The sequence below is a fragment of the Actinomycetospora sp. 2LY8.5 genome (assembly GCF_057180585.1).
In genome coordinates this window covers 22,317-40,655 of the sequence record NZ_JBXUHE010000021.1, presented here as the reverse complement: position 1 = coordinate 40,655, position 18,339 = coordinate 22,317, and the positions used below count along the sequence as shown (strand labels likewise).

Below are 18,339 nucleotides of genomic sequence, written 5' to 3'. Positions count from 1 at the left end.
CAGGGGCTACCCGACGACCGGCGCCGGTCGAACCCCTACGACCAGCCGGGCAGCACGAGCAGCACCCAGGCCAGCAGCGGGCCCGCGACCACGACGATCCCGCTGTAGACCAGCATTCGGCGGTAGAACGCCTCGCGATCGATGTCCTCCGGCGCGGAGGCCAGGACCAGCGCGCCGTTGGTGGAGAACGGGCTGACGTCGACGACCGTGCTCGCCACGGCCAGCGCCGCGACCATCCCGATCGCGCTCACCGAACCCTGCTGGAGGAACGGCAGGGCCAGCGGGATCGCGACGCCGAGGATGCCCGCCGACGACGCGAACGCCGAGAGCACGCCGCCCAGGTAGCACAGCAGCAGCGCAGCGATGAGGGGCACGCCCAGGGCGACGATCCCGTTGCCGACGACGTTCACGGTGCCGGCCTCCTGCAGCACGCCGACGTAGGTGATCACGCCGCAGACGAGCAGCACCGTCGACCACGCGATGCCCTTGGCGGCCTCGCGGTGCCCGGCCGGGCAGAGGATGCCGAGGGTCACCGCGATCGCCAGCGACAGCACCCCGACGTCGAGCCCGAACGCGACCGTGCCCACGGCGAGCACGAGGATGCCGATCAAGGTCAGCACCTGCGGGCGTCCGACGACGACCGGCTCGTCGTCCTCCTCGGCGTCGGACTCCACCGGCGCCGCGTCGTCCCCGGCCGACGGCCGCCCCGCACCCGTCGGCGCCGCGTGCGCGACCTTCACCCCCGCCAGCGAGCGGCCCCCGAGCACCACGAAGATCACGCCGGCGATCACCACGTTGATCAGCAGCGGGGCGAGGAAGAGCGTCGTCGAGCTGAACGGAATGCCGGTCGGCACGACGACCCCGGCCACGAAGGTCCCATAGACGCTGATCGGCGAGAACGCGCCCGCCAGCGACCCGTGGATCACCATCATGCCCATGAGCAGCAGGTTCACGCCGTAGCGGCGGGCGAACGGCATCGCCAGCGGCGCCACGATCGCCACCGCGAACAGCGCGCCGATCGCCGAGAACACCGCGGACAGCGTGAAGAAGATCCAGGGCGCCGCGACGAGATGGCCACGCACGAGCCGCATCGACCAGCGTACGAGCAGGTCGACCGTGCCGTTCTGGTGCGCGACGGCGAAGAGGTAGGTCAGCCCGACGAGGATGAGGAACAGGTCGCCCGGGAACTCGGCGAGGACGTCGTCGAGGCTCATCCCGACGAGCAGCACGCCGACACCGGCCGCCGCGACGAACCCGAGCGCGCCGAGGTTCACCGGCAGCACGGTGGCGATGACGAACATCGCCACCAGCACCACGATCGAGACGATCACGGGCGTCATGCGTGCACCTCCCGACGGGCGGGCGCCCCTGCCCGCGAGGGGGACGATTCCTCCATACGGGTGGCGCTACGTCAAACCGGCGCCAACCTCACAGTCGGCGTCGCAGCCCCGACGCGCGGCCGATCGGCCGGGCGATCGCGGCCCGGACCGCGTCCTCGCTGCCGACGAGCCGTACGCGGACCCGCGCGCGCGTCACCGCGGTGTAGAGCAGCTCGCGGGTCAGCAGCGGCGAATCGGCGGGCGGGAGGACCACCGACACCCGCGCGAACTGGCTGCCCTGCGCCCGGTGGACGGTCATCGCGTACACGGTCGCGATCCCGTCCAGCAGGCTCGGCGCGATCTCGACCGGCGCGCCGCCGCGCGCGAACGCCGCCCGCGGGCCGCGCGACGTCCCGATCACCACGCCCGTGTCGCCGTTGTAGATGCCGCGGTCGTGGTCGTTGGCGGTCACGAGCAGCGGGCGCCCCGGGTACCACTCCTCGTCGCGGTCGGCGACCGGCCCGGACTCGAGCAGCCAGCGCTCGACGTCGGCGGCCCACCGGCTCACGCCGTACGGCCCGCGGCGGTGCGCGCACAGCAGGCGGTGCTCGTCGAGTCGCTCGAGCGCGAGGGCCGCGTCGCCGTCGAGCGCGGCGAGCTCGGTCTCGCCCGCCGTGCCGACGACGTCGGCGCGCAGCTCACCCAGCCCGCCCGGGTCGCGAGCGGTCAGGTCGCTGTCCTCGACGAACACGACGTCGTGCTCGCCGGCGCGCAGCGCGGCCACGGCCTCGTCGGCGTCGCCCTCGCGGATCGCCGCCGCGAGTCGGGCGATCGTGCCGTGGAACCGCCAGGTCCGGTCGAGAACGGTGACCCCGCCGCGCACGGGCGGTCCCGGAGCGCCCACGGTGTCGAGGGCCCGGTCGAGCTCCGGTTCGGGACTCGCGGGAGCCGCGACGAGGTCGCCGAGCACCGCGCCGGCCTCGACCGACGCGAGCTGGTCCGGGTCGCCGACCAGCACGAGGCGCGCGTCGGGCCGGACCGCCTCGAGCAGCCGGGCCATGAGCGTCAGCGACACCATCGAGGTCTCGTCGACCACGACCACGTCGAAGGGCAGGTGCCGGTGCCGGTCGTGGCGGAACCGCGACGAGCCACGGATCGGGCCGAGCAGCCGGTGGATCGTCGACGCCGAGAGCCCGGCGATGCGCGCGCGGTCGGCGTCGGGGAGATCGACCTCGGCGAGCGCCTCCTGCATCCGGGCCGCCGCCTTGCCGGTGGGCGCGGCGAGGGCGATCCGCAGGGTCGGGTCCTGGTCGCGCAGGACCGCGAGCAGCGTGGCGACGGTGGTCGTCTTGCCGGTGCCGGGACCGCCGGCGAGCACGCTGGTCCAGCGCAGGGTGCAGACCGCGACCGCCCGGCGCTGCGCGTCGTCGGGAGCATCGGGGTTCGCGGGGTGGAGGCGGTCGAGCGCGTCACGCAGGCGGTCGGCGTCGACGTCCGGCGGCGGCGCGGCGGCCCGCTGCGCGAGCGTGTCGCGGACCTGCTGCTCCTGGCGCCAGTAGCGGTCGAGGTAGAGCAGCCCGTCGACCAGGCGCAACGGGCGCCCGGTCGTCGTCTCGTCGTCGCCGGCGGTCAGCGCGGACGCCGCGCACGCCGCGGTCCACGGCGCCGGATCGGGCCACGGGAGGTCGGAGGTGTCGACGACCTCGTCGCCCTCGGCCAGCACGGTCCGGTCGACGGCGGCGAGGTCGAGGCACACCGACCCCGCCCGCAGCGCCCGCACGACCAGCGCGGCGGCCAGCAGGACCTGCTCTGCGTTCTCACCGCCTTCGCCGCCGAGCCGTCCGAGCCGGCGGGCGACGTGCACGTCGGTGGCGGCCAGGACGCCGCGGGCGTTGAACGCGGCGAGCAGCCCGGTGGCCCGTGTCGCGAAGCGGATGCCGTCCTCGGCGGTCAGCTCGAGGGTCATCGCGTGCCACCGTCCAGCAACGCTGAGAGCTCCACGACCAGCGCCGGCGGCGGGTTCCACGCGAACACCCCGCAGGTCGTGCCGTCGACGACCGGGGTGTCGGCGCCGCACATCCCGCGCAGGAACAGGTAGAGGACCCCGCCGAGGTGGGTCTGCGGGTCGTAGCCGCGCAACCGCCAGCGCAGGAAGCGGTGCAGCGCGACCGCGTAGAGAATCGCCTGCAGGGGATAGTGCGCGGCGATCATGGCCGTGGCCATCGACGTGGGCCCGTAGTGCGCGGCGGTCAGCGGCGCGCGGCCCGTCGGCCCGACCGGACCGAGCCAGTTGGTCTTGTAGTCGACGACGATGAAGCGCCCGTCGGGCCCGCGGAGGACGCCGTCGATGCTGCCGGTGAGGTAACCGCGCAGGACCTGCTCGCCGAGGCCGTGGGCGCCGGGATGGTCGAGGGCCTCGGGGTAGCCGGCGAGCGGGTCGTCGGCGGGCAGGTGCCGGTGCAGCAGCGCCGCCACCGCGGACAGCGTCACCGCCGCGGCACCGGGCCGCGTGCGGTCGCCACCGGCGAGCGGCAGCTCGAAGTCGAGCTCGGCGAGCCGGTCGGGTGGGGCGACGTCGGCGAGCGTCGCGGGACCGCCGGCCGGCAGCGGCGTGAGCATCACCGGGAGCAGCGCGTCGGCGAGCGTCGCGGCGTCGACCTCGGCGTGCGGCCGGTGCCCGAGCTCGACGCGGGCGGCCTCGAGCAGCGCGCGGTGGAGGTCGCCGGACCCGGTGTCGACCGTCTCGAGCACCGAGTGGACGAGCGTGCCGAAGGCCGCGCCGACGGGGAGGTCGGCCATCGGCGAGGGCACGGCCTCGAGGCCTCCCAGCTCGTCGGCCGGCGGCGGCGGGGCGGGGGTGGCGGAATCGTCGGGGTCGGCCTCGTCGGCGAGCCGGCGTTCCTCGGGCTCGCTGCCGACCGGGCCCGGCCCGTGGGCGCCCGCGGTGAGCGAGGAGTACGACGAGCGGCGCCAGGCCAGGTCGAGCGGGCGGTCGAACGGGGCGGCGGCGAGCGCGTGGGCGCTGCCGGCGGCCGGGACGTAGGGGACGGCCTTGCGGGGCTCGACGCGCTCGACGGCGACGTCGTCGCTCGCCAGCGACTCGAGGTGCGCGAGGACCCGCTCGTCCTCCCACACCGGGTACGCGCGGTCCGGGCTGGTGCCCGGCGCGGGTCGGCCGACGAACAGGCGGTGGACCGCAGAGGGCTTGGTGGTCGTCGAGGGCGCCCACCAGCACACGACCTGGCCCTGGGCGCGGGTCAGCGCGACGTAGAGCAGCCGCAGGTCCTCGCCGTCGTCCTCCTCGCGGGCGGCGGTCACGTGGTCGCGCCAGGCCGGGTCGGTGTCACCGCCGACCGCGCGCACCCGCTTCCCGGCCTCGTCGTGATGGGTGACGACCGTCGGCTCGTCGGAGACCCACCGGTCCCACCCGAACGGCACGTACACCACGGGGAACTCGAGGCCCTTGCACTTGTGGATCGTGAGCACCTGGACCGCGCTGGCGTCGGACTCGAGACGCCGGCTGCGCTCGGGCCGCAGCTCCCCGGTGCCGGCCGCCGCCTCGGCCATGCGCGCCCGCAGCCACTCGACGAGCGCGACGACACCGAGCCGTGACTCGACGGCGGCCGCGTGCAGGACCTGGCCGATGTGCCGGACGTCGGTGATGCGCCGCTCGCCGTCGACGCGGGCGAGCACCCGCGCCGCGAGCCCCGTCTCGGCCGCCACCGCCTCGAGGAACGCCGCGACCCCGCGGTCGTGCAGCACCGCGCCCCAGCGCCGCAGCGCGGCGCCGACCTCGGGCAGCACGACGTCGGCGTGCGCGTCGAGGTCCGCCGCGGCGTGGCCGAGGAACACCGTGAGCGCGGCGGCCCGGACCCGGGCCGGGCGCCCGGGCTGCTCGACGGCCTCGAGGAGCGTCAGCCACTCCTCGGCGCTCTCGGTGGCGAACACGCTGGTCGCGCCCGCGAGCACGGACGGGACGCCCACCGCAGTGAGGGCCTCGCGCACGAGGTTCGCGTTGGCGTTCGTGCGTACCAGCACGGCGACGTCGCCGGGCCCGAGCGTCGGATCGGCGCGCCCGGACTCCTCCCAGCGGGAGTCGGCGGCGACGAGCTCCGCGATGTCGGAGGCGAGGTCGGCGGCGACCTTCTCGCGCGCGCCCCCGACGATCGGAAGGCTGCTCTTCCACGTGCTGCGCAGGCCCTCGCGGGGCAGCACGCGCAGCCGGAACGGGGCCGGCCGCGGGGCCCCGACGAGCCGCCGGTCGGGGTGCGCGGACGCCACCGGCGGCACGACGATCTTCTCGTCGCCGAGCGCCGCGCGGTTGAAGATCGTGTCGAGCGCGCGGACCAGCGGCGCGTCGCTGCGCCAGTTGGTGGCCAGCCCGGACTTGGTGCCCGCCGACTCGACGGCCTGCAGGTAGCTGACGACGTCGGCGCCGCGGAAGGCGTAGATCGCCTGCTTGGGGTCGCCGATGAAGGTCAGCGCGCTGTGCCCGTGGAACGCCACGCGCAGGATCTCCCACTGGATGGGGTCGGTGTCCTGGAACTCGTCGACCAGCACCACCGAGAACCGGTCGCGCAGCCGCGCGCACGCCGCCGGGCCGAGCCGGGGGTCGACGAGCGCGTTGCGCAGCCGGGTGAGCATGTCGTCGAACGTGAACAGCCGCCGCCGGCGCTTGCGCTTCTCGACCTCCTGGCGCACGGCCCGCGCGAACGACGCGCGCGCACCGGCGGCGCCCGGCAGGTCCTGTTCCGGCGCGATCGCCGCCGACGGGTCGCCCACGACGGTCCGGCCGATCTCCAGCGCCGTCCTGCGGTCGAAGTCGGGCGCGGGCGCCCCGGGGATCGCGTACTTGCGCAGGTAGAAGTCATCGACGACCTCGGTGACCACGTCGTCGATGCGCTCGACGAACGTGCCGTCGGGATCGGTGTCGCCGACGATGCCCAGCCCGGTGAGCATGTCCTGGCAGAACTGGTGGGTGGTCGCGATCGTGGCGGCGTCGAAGCCGGCGAGGGCCGCGGTCAGCCGGGCGCGGCGTTCCGTGACGACGTCGTCGTCGGCCTCCGCCACCAACCTCGTGACAGGGTCGTCGCCCGCCCGCGCCGCCTCCGGGTCGGCCAGCCCCCGCTCGGTGCGCACGAAACGCTCGCGGACGCGTTCACGCAGCTCGCGGGTGGCCTCGCGCCCGAAGGTCACGAGCATGACCTGCGGCAGCGTCGCGTGGCCCTCGGCGACGTAGCGAGCCGCGAGCGCGGCGACCGTGTACGTCTTGCCGGTGCCGGCGCTGGCCTCCAGCACCGTGGTGCCGGTGGGCAGCGGCCCGCAGACGTCGAACGACGTGGGCGCCTCGACGGTCGCGGTCACCGGAGGTCCTCCGCGTCGCGGATCGGGGTCCACAGCCGCGTCGCGAGCCCGGCGAAGCGGCTCGGCGCGTCCCCGTCCGCGGGGCCGACGAGGTCGTCGAGGGAGCGCCGGCGTCCCCACACCAGGACGTGCGCGGGGTCGTCCTGCTCGGCGCCGAAGCGGTCGGTCCACCGGTCGCGGGCGCGGTTCATGGCGGCGACGTCGCCCTTCGTGGCGCGCGCCTGGGCGTAGGCCTCGGACGTCTTGCACATCAGCGGCAGCGGCTCGACCATCCCGTCGGCGTGCAGGGCGAGCAGGTCGGCGAGGACCTTCTGCGCGACCTCGGGCTCGAGCGGGCCGAGCGTGGAGATCGCCACCGGGTCCTTCCCGGCGCGCCCGACCGTGACCGCGCGCCACGGCCGGTCGGGGTGTGCCGCGGTGAGGGCGAGCAGGCCGACCCACGCGCGCAGGCGCTGCTTGGGGCCGAGCCGCGAGAACGTCACCGTCACCAGCGTCGAGTCGTGCACTCCGCCGACCGACCCCACCAGCGCGTCGGTGGTGATGTCGACGTCGGTCGCGGCGGTCTGCCGGAGCTCGTCGACGGCCCGGGCGAGCGGCTCGGCCTGGCTCCCGATGTCGCGGACGAGCTTGTCGCCGAGCGGGCCCGGCGGCAGCTCCCCGCGCCGGCGCTCGCCGGCGATGCAAGCGGCGACGTCACGCCCGGCGAGACGGTCGCGCAGCAGGCGCTCGCCGATCGCCCAGCGGGCCAGACCGTCGGGCTCGACCGGCACCGCCTCGACGACCTGCTCCTCCTCGCCGCGCGCGAAGACCCCGAGGCGCTGGCGCAGGAACGCGCGCACCGGGTGCTCGACGAATCGGGCCAGGTCCTCGAGGTCGAGGGTCTCGCGCGGCCGGGCGGGCAGCGGGCCGGGCAGGAACGGGTCGAGCGCGGTGCGTTCGCGGCGCAGCGCCCGGGTGCCGGCGAGGGCGGCGCCGTCGAAGGAGAAGGGGGCGCTCGCGTCGAAGTCGTCGACGTCGAACGGCTGGAGCGGGTTGCGCCGGGTGAGGTGGTCGCGGGCGCGCACGTCGTCGCCGAAGTCGAAGCTCGCGTCGAGGGTGTCGAGGAGCTCGCCGATCGGGACCGCCGGCGGACGGTCGGCGCCGGTGCGCTCGTCGGCGCCGGAGTGGACGACGACGAGGTGGTCGGTGGCGGCGACGATCGCGTCGAGCAGCAGCTGACGGTCCTCCGCGGCGGGGTCGCGCTCGCCGACGCGGGGGTCGCGGGCCAGGACGTCGTCCCCGTCCGCGCGTGTCTCGCGGGGGAAGACCTGGTCGTCCATGCCGAGCAGGCACACGACCCGGTGCGGCACCGAGCGCATCGGCATCAGCGTCGCGACGGTGAGCGTGCCGGTGCGGAAGTTGGCGCGTGTGGGGCGTCCGGCGAGGCGGTCGGCGAGCACCGCGCGGACGTCGTGCAGCGTCATGTCGGGGTCGTGCGGGGCGCTCTCGAGCACCGCGGTGAGCTCGCCGCGCGCCTGCGCTAACTGCCAGGCGTCGGCGGGCACCGTCGCGGTGAGCCCGTCGAGCCCGAGGCGCAGCGCGTCGATCCACGCCGTGAGGGGCTTCTCGCCGCGCAGACCCTCGATCACCGCGCCGACCCGGTCGGCCAGCTCGCCCAGGCGCCCGACCCGCTCCACGTCGCCCGAGTCGACCTCGTCCAGCGGCAGCGCGTCGCCCAGCCAGTCGCCGCCGTCGGCGGACATGGCCACGCCGACCAGCAGCCGGTCGAGACCCTGCGACCAGGTGTTGTCGGGGAAGCGCTCGAGGGAGAACGCCTTGCGATGAGGGGCGTCGAGGCCCCAGCGGACCCCGGAGCGTTCGGCCAGCTCGCGCAGGCGCGGCAGGTCCTCGTCGTCGAAGCGGAAGCGCCGCCGCACCGGGTCGGACTCGGCGAGGTCGAGCAACTGGGACGCCGTGACGCGCGCGTCGGCGAGGTCGAGCAACGTCGCGAGCGTGCCGAAGAGCGGGTTGACCTCGCGCAGCGAGCGGTCGGCGAGCCGGACCCGCAGCCGGTGGCCCGGGTGCGCGGCCTCCTCGCCGTCGCTCGACCCGAAGCAGGCGGTGACCAGCGGCGCGAACGTCTCGATGTCGGGGCACAGGACGATCACGTCGCGCGGCTCGAGCGTCGGGTCGGCGCGCAGCAGGCCGAGGATCGTCTCGCGCAGCACCTCGACCTGGCGGTCCGGCCCGTGGCAGCGGTGGATGCGGATGCTGCCGTCGTCGGTGGCGGGTTGCCCGGACGGCGCGCGGTCGTGGCGCAGGTCGTCCTGGAGGCGGGCGAGGAGCGTGGTCGTCGCGTCCGCGGTCTCGTGGTGGTGGTCGGTGCGGTTCAGGCGGGAGAGGCGCAGCTGCAGCTCGCGGACGTCCCGGCCGAGGCTGGCGAGCAGGGGGTGGGCAACGCTCTGCGCACTCGTGTCGTCGGCGCGACGGCCGGCCTCCCGGCCCTCGAGATGCATCCAGAGCGCCGGCGACGGGTGCGGCAGCCAGAGGTGGACGTCGTGGTCGACGGCGAGGGCGTCGAGGACGCTCAGCTCGGTGTCCGAGAGGCGGGTGGCGCCGAAGAGGGAGAGGCGTTCCGGGAAGCCTTCCGGTGCCTCGATGTCCGCGACGGTCTCGGCCGGGCTCGCGGCGTGGAGCCGGGCGCGCAGCCGGCGCCACAGCTCGGGCTGCCAGCGCAGGTCGTCGGGTGTCCCGGCGTCGTCGCCCGCCGCCCAGGCCCGGACCAGGGCGGGGCGGTGGTCGGCGTAACGGGTGAAGAGACGCGCGAGGTGGCGCGCCGCGGCGAACCGTCGCCCGCGCCGCGTGCCGGTGGTGTCGCCGACGACGCCGAGGAACGTGCCGAGCGGGGCGCACCAGGGTTCCTCGGCGCAGTCGTCGATGGTCTCGAGCAGCGGCCAGACCAGGCGCTCGGGCCGCCAGGGGTCGTCGTCGGGGACGGCGAGCACGCGCGCGACGACCTCGGCCGGCGAGGGGAAGACGACGTTGGCGCACACCCCGTCGTCGCCGGCCGTGACCCCCAGCCGGTGGGCCAGGCGCTGGGCGAGCCAGCGCTCGATCCCGCGGGTGGGCACGGCGACGAGCTCGGGCTCGAAGGGGTCGTCCAGCGGGTCGGCGAGCACGTCGGCCAGGGCCTCGACGAGCCGGTCGGCCCGCTCGGCCCGGTGCACGTGGAGCACGCCCGCACCTCCCCCTCTCCCGGTGTCGCCGACGCTAGACGAGGAGTCCGACGGCGCCGGCCGCCGGGGACCCGTGTCGCTCTCTTGACCTCGACCGCCCTTGAGCGTCGAGCCTCGGACCCATGGATGTGGTGCAGGTCGAGAGATTCGGTGGACCCGAGGTGCTGCGGCCCGCGATCGTCGCGGATCCGTCGCCCGGGCCGGGCGAGGCGGTGGTCGTGGTGACGGCCGCCGACGTGATGTTCCTGGACACGCTGCTGCGGTCGGGCTGGGGCGACGGCTACTTCCCGGTCCGCCCGCCGTACGTGCCGGGCAGCGGGGTGGTCGGGAGCGTCGACGGGCAGCGCGTCGTCGCGGACACCAAACAGAACGTGGACGGCGTCGAGATCCCGGTCGGCGGCTACGCGTCACGTGCCGTCGTGGCGGAGTCGGAGCTGATCCCGGTGCCCGATGCGCTGACCGAGCAGCAGGCCGTGGCGCTGCTGCACGACGGGCCGACGTTGCAGTCGTTGCTCTCCTCCGTCTCCGGGCGGAGGGTCCTCGTGGCCGCGGCGGCCGGTGGTGCCGGGGTGCTGCTGGTGCAGGAGCTCGTGCGACGGGGGGTCGAGGTCGTCGGCGCGGCACGGGGCTCGGCAAAGACCGATCTGGTGCGCTCGCTCGGGGCGGCGCAGGTCGTGGACTACGGGTCGCCGTCGTGGACCTCGGAGGTGGCGCCGGTCGACACCGTGCTCGACGGGGCCGGCGGTGCGCTGGGGCGGGCAGCGTTCTCGCTGGTCGCCGACGGTGGCCGGTTCGTCTCGTACGGGACGGCGGGCGGCGAGTTCGCGTCGCCCGATCCCGCATCGGCGGAACGTCGCGGCATCACCGTGGTCGGCCTGGCCGACATGCCGCGACCGGATCGCGCCCAGCGACGCGTGTGGGTGGAGCAGACCCTCGCCGACGCCGCGTCCGGCCGGTACGCGCCGGTGATCGGGCAGACGTTCCCGCTCTCGCGTGCGGCGGACGCGCACGCGGCGATCGCGGCGCGCGCAACGCTCGGGAAGACGCTGCTGGTGCCGTGAGGGGACCGGCCGACCCGTGTCCCGGGGACACGGGTCGGGCGACCTACTTGCCGGGGAGCGGGGGAAGCGCGGCGACGATCCGCTCGGCGACTCGCTGGGCGCGACCGCACGGGTCCTGCGGCTGGCCGTCAGGACCAAGCCTGTACTCGGAGTAGTTGAGAACGAATCCTTGGTCCTGTGCGGTTCCGACAGACACAGTGCACGCAACGTCCTGCTTGGAATTCTGCTCGACCACTGCTGGCAACCCGCCCACCTGAGTCGGCTGGAAGATCGTGAAAAGCCGCGTCCGGTACGTCTCCACGAGAACGTCCCGAGCTCCCGCGACGATCAAGGCCACGTGCCTGCTCCGCCCGGGGCCCTCCCGATCACACGAATTCTCACCGGCAGTCAGGGCCTCGAGCTCGCCGGTCGCCGAGAACCCCAGCGCTTCCCAGTCGGTGGCCTGGAGGGGACCGGCGCAGGGGTCGGTAGCGAAGGGGCGAACGTCCCGCGACGCCAGGATCTCGGGGGCTCCGAAGCGCTGGTCGGGAGGCGGTGACGCAGGCGAGGACGACTGGCTACAACCGGCCAACGCGAGGAGAAGCAGAAGAACCACCGCACGCCATCTCATGGCGTCCGACGGAGCGCGGACCGCGCATCCTGATCGGCCCGCTCGTACTCAGCGAACCCGATCTGTAGGGCCTCGATGAGTCGAGTGATCTCATTGATGCCTGCGTTGACCGCATCCATGAACGAATCGGGGCCACCGACCGCCTTGCCGCTCAGCACTTGTGCCGCGTCGATGCTGACCAAGTCGCTGGTGGGCGCGTTGACGCGACCCAGGACAGCGATCTCCTTCTTGATGTCCTCGAGTTCGCCGCGTGCGGTCTCCAACTCCCGGATCGCTTCGGGCGCGCGGGTGATGTCGACCTCGAACGATCCGCCGCCGACGGGTACCGGTTGGGTCACGACGTCACCACCTCCCCCTCACGCCGGATCACGCTAGCGACGACGAGCCCCTCGGGGGTGCGGATCGGCGAAGATCGCAAACTAGGGGCCCGTGTCCTGGGGTCGGGTGCAGGGAGCTACTTGCTGGGGAGGGGCGGGAGCGCGGCGACGATCCGCTCGGCGATGCCGTTCGCGCGCCCACAGGGATCGGCGGGGAGACCGTCCCCGCCCAAGTCCGCGTCGTAGATGATGAGGAAGCCTTGGTCCTGCGCGGTTCCCACAGTGACGTTGCAGGAGATCGACTCGTCGGCGGTCTGCTCGATGGTGGCGGGCAAACCCATGATCGTCGCCGGTCGGAAGACAGCCAACTGACGAACCCGATAGGTGTCGGCAAGGATGTCGCGGTCGGGGGCGACCCCAATGTTGACGTAGGGGGAGCCGTCCGGCCCTCGCCATTCGCAGGAATGCTCGCCGGTGGGGAGTACGACAGCCTCGCCGTTCGGACGAAAACCCAGTTCCTGCCACTGACGCTGGTCGAGAGCGCCGCAAGGATCTTCCGAAAGCGTGCGGACGTCGCGCGGAGCGGACGGCAGAGGCGCTCCGAAACGGCCCTCTGGTGCGTGTGGATCGGCGCGCGTTCCGGTCGGAGCGCATGCGGCGACCACGAGTAACAGGATGAGAGCGACGACTCGAAGAGCAACCACGGCTACGACAACTCTGACGAGGCGTCGGCGTCGCTCCGCTCGTACTCGGCGAAGCCGATACGGAGCGCCTCGATCATTCGTGTGATCTCCTCGATTCCCTGGGTCAGGGAACTGACAAACGATGCGGGTCCGACCGCCGCCTTGTCTCCGAGTGCTCGAGCAGCGTCCATCGTGACGAGGTCGCTCGTCGGTGGGGTCATCTGGCCGAGATAGAACGCATCGCGCTTGATGCTCTCGAGCTCGGCCTTGGCCTGCTCCAGCTCCCGGATCGCTTCAGGCGCGCGGGTGATGTCGACCTCGAACGATCCCCCTCCGACGGGCACCGGTTGGGTCACGACGTCAGCACCTCCCCCTCACTCCGGATCACGCTAGCGACGAGGAGCCCCTCGCGGGTGCGGATCGGCGAAGATCGCCAACTCGGTGACGATCTCTGTGGGGTATGGCAACGAAACCGTGATCTCGGCGGGCTCGGCGCCCGTAGGCGTACGAGCCGGAGACGACCGGCACGTCCCGCATGATCAACAGGTGCGCGGACCTGCGGGACGCGTCCCTCGCGCTCACCGCTCCGCGTCGTGGACCAGCAGCGCGATCTGGGTGCGGTTCTCGAGACCGAGCTTGGCGAGCACGTGCGACACGTGCGCCTTGACCGTCGACAGGCTCATGTACGCCTCGGAGGCGATCTCGGCGTTCGAGCGCCCGCGGGCGATGGCGACCGCGACGTCGTACTCCCGCTCGCTCAGGGACCGCAGCGCCTCGCGGGCGCGCTCCCGGTCCCTCACGTCGGCGCCGGCCTGCTCCATGAGCCGCCGGGTGACCGTCGGCGACAACATCGGCTCGCCCGCCGCCACCCGCTGGACGGCCTCGACGATCTGGGCGGGCGGGGTGTCCTTGAGCAGGAAGCCGCTGGCGCCCGCGCGCAGGGCGTGCAGGACGTTCTCGTCGCTGTCGAAGGTCGTCAGCACGACGACCTCGGGCGGATCGGGGCGCTCGCGCACCTTCCTCGTCGCCGCGAGCCCGCCGACGCGGGGCATCCGCAGGTCCATCAGCACCACGTGCGGGGCGTGGGCCTCGACGAGGGCCGGCACCTCGTCGCCGTCGGTGGCCGCACCGGCGACGCGGATGCCGTCCGCGCCGTCGAGCATCATCGTCAAGGCACCGCGCACCAGGGCGTCGTCGTCGACCACGAGGACGCGGATCTCGGTCACGCCGGCCACGGTAGTTCCGCGAGCAGGCGGAAGTCGCCGTCGCCGGTCGGCCCGTGCTCGAGGCGGCCACCGACCGACGCGGCGCGTTCGGCCAGCCCGACGAGCCCCGTCCCACGGCCGTCCGGCGCCGGGGAGCCGATCGGCGTCCGGTTGCGCACCTCGACCCGCAGCACGTCGCCCGCCGACCCCGCCACGACCACCCGCACCGGGGTGCCGGGCGCGTGCTTGCGCGCGTTGGTCAGGCCTTCCTGGACGATCCGGTAGGCGGTGCGCCCGAGGGTCTCGGGCACGTCGCCGTCCGTGGAGTCCTCCACCGAGACGGCCGCCCCCGCCTGCCGCGACTCCTCGACCAGCGCCGGGAGGTCCGCCGCGGTCGGTTGCGGGGGCGCGTCGCCGGCCATGTCGCCCAGCTCGTCGGCGCGCAGCACCCCGATCACCTCCCGCAGCTCCTCCAACGCCTGGTGCGCCCCGGCCCGGACGACGCCGGCCGCGCGCGCGATCTGCTCGGCCGGCGCGTCGGGCCGGTACTCCAGGGCACCGGCCGACGCGGCGACCAGGGAGAGCCGGTGACCGAGCACGTCGTGCATCTCGCGGGCGATCGTGGCGCGCTCGTGCCGGCGGGCCGCGGCGATCCGCTCGGCCTGCTCCTGCTCCGCGCGCTGCCGCTGCTCGACGCGCGCCGCGTCCCGCATCCGCACCAGGGCGCCCCAGGCGATGAGGGCGGCGTGGGTGACGACGTCGATCACCAGCAGCCAGCCGTAGGGCAACCCGGGGATCGGGCGGACGAGGCCCTGGACCGCGTGGGCGACCACCCCGATCGCGCCGACCCACGCCGCCGTCGCCAGCGGCCGGACCGTCGCCACCCGCAGCACGCCGATCGTCGCCGCCGGGGTCGCCGCGGGCGAGAACGCGGCGAGCACGGCCATCGCCAGCGCCCCGGCCACGGGCCGCCGCACGAGCAGCGGCACCAGGGCGACGGCGACGAGCGTGGCGCCGGCGTCGACGGCCGTCGCAAGGGTCGACGCGCGCGTGTCCGTCCGGCTGACCAGGGTCAGGCCGCCGAGGACCAGCACCACCGCCCCGGTGATCCATCCGGCCCGCCGCAGTTCGCGCCGGTCGGGCGGGCACGTCTGTTCCACGGGACAGGACACTAGGTGGGCCGCTCGGGGGGACACATCCGACCGAAGTCCACGCCGGCCTCGACCTCCGGCCATCCACCGCGTCCCCGCGTCCGAGGCGCGAGAGCGCTCCGGAGAGCGACGCTCGCCTCCATGAGGCCCGCCGTGCTGACCGTCCTGCTCGACATCGCCGGCCCGCTGGTCGTGTACTACGCCCTGCACGCCCTCGGCGTGGACGACCTCGTCGCGCTGACCGCGAGCGCCCTCCCGCCACTGATCCATCTCGTCGTGGCCGGCCTCCGCGACCGGCGGCTCCCCCCGATCGCGGTTCTCGCGCTGATCGCCCTGGTCCTCGGGCTCGCGTCCGCCCTCGTCGCGGGCGGCCCCCGCGAGCTGCTCGCCCGCGACGCGTGGATCAGCGCGCCGCTGGGGCTCTGGATGCTCGCGACCCTGGTGCGCGGGCGACCGTTCTGCTTCACCGCCACGCAGACCCTGCTCCCGCGTCGCGCCGAGCTCATGGAGCGCCTGTGGATCTCCGACGCCGCGTTCCGCCGCGTCTGGCGGTCGATCACGGCGGCGTGGGGTGCGGTCGGGCTCGTGGACAGCGCCCTGCGCGTGGTGATGGCCTACGCGCTGCCGGTGCCGCTGGTCCCGGCGCTCGGTGCGGCGCTCCACGTCGTGAGCATCGTCCTGTTGCAGGTGCCGACCCACGTCCTGCTCCGCCGCGCGGGCTACTGGCCGGTGCTGTTCCCGCGTCGGGGCCGCCACGTCACCGCGGCGGCCCCGAGCTGTCAGTCCTGACGCGCCGCGTTGGCGTGGACGGCGTCGTGGACGTACTGCGCCAACCCGGACGCGAGGTCCTCGTAGGTCTTCGTGAACCGCTCGTCGGCGACGTAGTTGACGGAGATGCAGGCGTGCAGCTCGGGCGAACAGTCGTAGAACCACCGCGTGATGTGCCGACGGTGGGCCTCCGCGACGTCCATGGCGCGCTCGCCGTCGGCCGGTTCGCCGGCCTGCAGCGCGGCGACGAACCGGGCGTTGACGTCATCCGTCTCAGCCTTGATCGACTGCCAGTCGGCCTTCGTGTACTGCGCCGTGCGCTGCTGCGACTGGCGCCACGCCTCGGTGTCACCCCAGCGCTCCTGCGCCTCCTGCTGGTACTCCTCCGTGAAGCCCTCACCGAACAGCTCCCGCTGCTCGTCGGGCGTGAGCTGGATTCCGGACACTTCTGCCTCCAGGGCTCGGTCGATGGCCGTGACGAGCTCGGCGAGCTCGTCCAGCCGGGACATGACCTCGGCCCGCTGCCGGCGCAGGTGCGCGGCGACGTCGGCGTCGGGGTCGTCGAGGAGGACGGCGACCTCCTCGAGCGAGAACCCGAGCCGGCGGTAGACGACCACGTGCTGCAGGCGCACCAGATCGTCCTGGCCGTACAGCCGGTACCCCGCCGCACTGCGACGACTCGGGCGCAGCAGCCCGATCTCGTCGTAGTGGTGCAGGGTCCGGACCGTCAGCCCGGAACGCTCGGCCACCTGGCCCACCGTCCACTGGGTCGTCCCCGCTGCCGTCTCGGTCATGGGAACCACCCTCGGCCCTTCCGTCGCGTGAGGGTCAAGGCTAGGGGAGCAGGAGGGTGGAGTCGCCGAACTCGTGCCACAGGTAGCGCGCGGCGACCGCGGCCGCGTACGTCTCCCCGACCAGCGCCGGACCGGCGACGGCCTCGAGCAGGGCGAGGTGGCTGGCCTCGGGCTCGTGGAGCCCGGAGATCAGGCCGGTGATCGTGCGGGCGGGGCGCTGGGCGCCGAGGACGAGGTCGGTCCACCCGTGTCCCGGGGACACGGTCCCGTCGGGCGCCGCGACCGTCTCCAGCGCGCGGACGACCGTCGTCCCGACGGCGACGACCCGCGACCCGGCCTCGCGCGCCGAGTTCACCAGCCGCGCCGTCGCCGTCGGGACCGCGTAGGGCTCGGGCGTCGGCGGCTCGTGCTTCTCGGGACTCGACACCCCGGCGTGCAGCACCAGCGGCGCGACGGTGATCCCGCGCGCCATCAGCCGCACGAGCAGCCGCTCCGAGAGGGGGCGGCCCGCGCTCGGCATCTCCGCGCTGCCCGGCACGGTGGCGTAGACGGTCTGGTGGTCGGCGAGCGGGAACCGGCCGGCGAGGTGTCCGTACGCGATCGGGCGCCCGTAGGTCGCGAGGTAGCCGGCCAGCCCGACCGGTGGCCACGGGCGCGCCCGCCACAGCCGTCGCGGCGCGAGGTCGTCGGGGTAGGGCGCCACGAGCGTGAGGACGAGCCCGGGCGGTCCGAGCCGGTCGCCGGCGGCGACGTCGGTCTCGGGGCCGTCCGGACGCCGCGGCTCGACCACCCAGTCGCCGTCGTCGAGCGCGGTCGCGACGTGCAGGGTCATCGCTCGCCCGTCGTGGTGACGGACGTCGAGGGCGGCCGGAAGCGTCGCGGAGGTGTTGACGACGAGCAGGTCACCGGGGTCGAGGACCTCGGCGAGCTCGTCGAACCGCCGGTGCTCGACGGCCCCGGAGCGCGCCACGAGCAGGCGCACCCCGTCGCGCGCGAGCCCGCGGTGCTCCGGTGGTTCGTGGGCCTCGGCGCCGGGCGGGAGGACGAACCGGGTCAGCGGCACGGCCGAGACGGGGCTCCGCGGAGCTCGACTATCGACGAGGCTCACGACGTCACCACCGGGGTCAGGTCGGCGGCGCGGTGGCGGCCGCTCGGGAGGTCGCCGTCGATCAGCACGCGCAGGGCGGGGACGACGGTCCCGGGCTCGGGACGGTCGCTGATGTCCTCGCCCGGGAAGGCCTCCTGGTGCATCACGGTGCGCATGTCGCCGGGGTCGACGACGTGCACGCGCCACTGCGGGTTCTCGACGGCGAGCACGGCGCCGAGGTGCTCGAGCGCGGCCTTCGAGCTGCCGTACCCGCCCCACCCGGCCATGGCTTCGGCACCGGCGTCGGACGTGATCGCGAGGACGCGCGCTCCCGGTCGCAGCAGCGCGCGCAGCGCCTGGACCAGGCCGAGCGGGGCGAGGACGTTGACGCGGTAGACCTGCTCGAGGACGTCGAGCGGGTAGTCGGCGAGCTCCGGCTGCGGGCTCGGCCCGAGCAGGCTCGCATTGAGGACGAGGAGGTCGAGGCCGCCGATGTCGTCGGCGGCCTCCGCGAGCGCGGTGCGGTGCGCGGGATCGGTGACGTCGCCCGGCACGTCGATCACACCGGGCAGGCCGGCGACGGCGTCGGCGAGCTGGTCGCCGTGGCGGGCGTCGACGATCACCCGCCAGCCGTCGTCCGCGAGGTCGGCCGCAAGCGCGCGCCCGAGTCCGCGCGACGCGCCGGTGATGAGGGCGGTGGGCTGCTGTTCGGTCATGTGCCCGACGGTGCGACCTCGACGAACGTTGAGGTCAAGCGTCGATCCT

At 74.4% G+C, this 18,339-nt stretch carries 15 protein-coding genes; 2 read left to right on the top strand and 13 right to left on the bottom strand.

Translation table 11 applies throughout. The annotated features are described in order from the left end of the window. Positions 1-35: 35 nt before the first annotated feature. The 4 genes from AC2A1K_RS21010 to recC form a co-directional block, all read right to left on the bottom strand. Positions 36-1,340 (bottom strand): SLC13 family permease, encoded by a 1,305-nt coding sequence (locus AC2A1K_RS21010; RefSeq protein ID WP_483898271.1) that lies wholly within the window; start codon positions 1,338-1,340, stop codon positions 36-38. Between the two features lie 88 nt (positions 1,341-1,428). Further along, on the bottom strand, positions 1,429-3,285 hold the full coding sequence (gene recD, locus AC2A1K_RS21005) for an exodeoxyribonuclease V subunit alpha (RefSeq protein ID WP_483898270.1): 1,857 nt from the start codon (positions 3,283-3,285) through the stop codon (positions 1,429-1,431). Then, entirely contained in the window at positions 3,282-6,683 is a 3,402-nt protein-coding gene (locus tag AC2A1K_RS21000) for a UvrD-helicase domain-containing protein (RefSeq protein WP_483898269.1), read from the bottom strand. The genes recD and AC2A1K_RS21000 overlap by 4 nt, the downstream gene beginning before the upstream one ends. Further along, entirely contained in the window at positions 6,680-9,898 is a 3,219-nt protein-coding gene (gene recC, locus AC2A1K_RS20995; protein ID WP_483898268.1) for an exodeoxyribonuclease V subunit gamma, read from the bottom strand. The genes AC2A1K_RS21000 and recC overlap by 4 nt, the downstream gene beginning before the upstream one ends. A 122-nt stretch (positions 9,899-10,020) precedes the next feature. On the opposite strand from recC, the gene AC2A1K_RS20990 reads away from it, so the two are divergent. Further along, positions 10,021-10,959 (top strand): zinc-binding dehydrogenase, encoded by a 939-nt coding sequence (locus tag AC2A1K_RS20990; protein ID WP_483898267.1) that lies wholly within the window; start codon positions 10,021-10,023, stop codon positions 10,957-10,959. Between the two features lie 43 nt (positions 10,960-11,002). Here AC2A1K_RS20990 and AC2A1K_RS20985 read toward each other — a convergent pair whose 3' ends face one another. The 6 genes from AC2A1K_RS20985 to AC2A1K_RS20960 all read right to left on the bottom strand — a co-directional run bounded on the left by AC2A1K_RS20985 (position 11,003) and on the right by AC2A1K_RS20960 (position 14,934). Further along, positions 11,003-11,569, bottom strand: coding sequence for a DUF3558 family protein (locus AC2A1K_RS20985; protein ID WP_483898266.1), 567 nt, complete (start codon positions 11,567-11,569; stop codon positions 11,003-11,005). Further along, the gene (locus AC2A1K_RS20980) at positions 11,566-11,907 is read right to left on the bottom strand and encodes a hypothetical protein (RefSeq protein WP_483898265.1); all 342 of its coding nucleotides are present in this window, start codon (positions 11,905-11,907) and stop codon (positions 11,566-11,568) included. The genes AC2A1K_RS20985 and AC2A1K_RS20980 overlap by 4 nt, the downstream gene beginning before the upstream one ends. Before the next feature lie 116 nt (positions 11,908-12,023). Further along, positions 12,024-12,551 (bottom strand): DUF3558 domain-containing protein, encoded by a 528-nt coding sequence (locus AC2A1K_RS20975; RefSeq protein WP_483898264.1) that lies wholly within the window; start codon positions 12,549-12,551, stop codon positions 12,024-12,026. 41 nt (positions 12,552-12,592) lie between these two features. Further along, the gene (locus AC2A1K_RS20970; protein ID WP_483898263.1) at positions 12,593-12,925 is read right to left on the bottom strand and encodes a hypothetical protein; all 333 of its coding nucleotides are present in this window, start codon (positions 12,923-12,925) and stop codon (positions 12,593-12,595) included. Between the two features lie 222 nt (positions 12,926-13,147). Continuing rightward, complete coding sequence (locus AC2A1K_RS20965) at positions 13,148-13,804, bottom strand: response regulator (protein WP_483898262.1); 657 nt, start codon at positions 13,802-13,804, stop codon at positions 13,148-13,150. Then, positions 13,792-14,934, bottom strand: a complete 1,143-nt coding sequence (locus AC2A1K_RS20960; RefSeq protein ID WP_483898261.1) for a sensor histidine kinase — start codon at positions 14,932-14,934, stop codon at positions 13,792-13,794. Before AC2A1K_RS20960 ends, AC2A1K_RS20965 begins: the two co-directional genes overlap by 13 nt. A gap of 132 nt (positions 14,935-15,066) precedes the next feature. Between AC2A1K_RS20960 and AC2A1K_RS20955 the strand changes: the two genes are divergently transcribed. Beyond that, the gene (locus AC2A1K_RS20955) at positions 15,067-15,714 is read left to right on the top strand and encodes a VC0807 family protein (protein ID WP_483898260.1); all 648 of its coding nucleotides are present in this window, start codon (positions 15,067-15,069) and stop codon (positions 15,712-15,714) included. On the opposite strand, the gene AC2A1K_RS20950 is transcribed toward AC2A1K_RS20955, so the two are convergent. The 3 genes from AC2A1K_RS20950 to AC2A1K_RS20940 are packed head-to-tail and all read right to left on the bottom strand — an operon-like array spanning position 15,705 to position 18,290. Beyond that, on the bottom strand, positions 15,705-16,487 hold the full coding sequence (locus AC2A1K_RS20950) for a MerR family transcriptional regulator (protein ID WP_483898259.1): 783 nt from the start codon (positions 16,485-16,487) through the stop codon (positions 15,705-15,707). The genes AC2A1K_RS20955 and AC2A1K_RS20950 overlap by 10 nt on opposite strands. 40 nt (positions 16,488-16,527) lie before the next feature. Further along, positions 16,528-17,550 (bottom strand): S-adenosylmethionine:tRNA ribosyltransferase-isomerase, encoded by a 1,023-nt coding sequence (locus tag AC2A1K_RS20945; RefSeq protein WP_483898258.1) that lies wholly within the window; start codon positions 17,548-17,550, stop codon positions 16,528-16,530. Between the two features lie 41 nt (positions 17,551-17,591). Continuing rightward, complete coding sequence (locus AC2A1K_RS20940; protein WP_483898257.1) at positions 17,592-18,290, bottom strand: SDR family NAD(P)-dependent oxidoreductase; 699 nt, start codon at positions 18,288-18,290, stop codon at positions 17,592-17,594. Positions 18,291-18,339 lie beyond the last annotated feature (49 nt).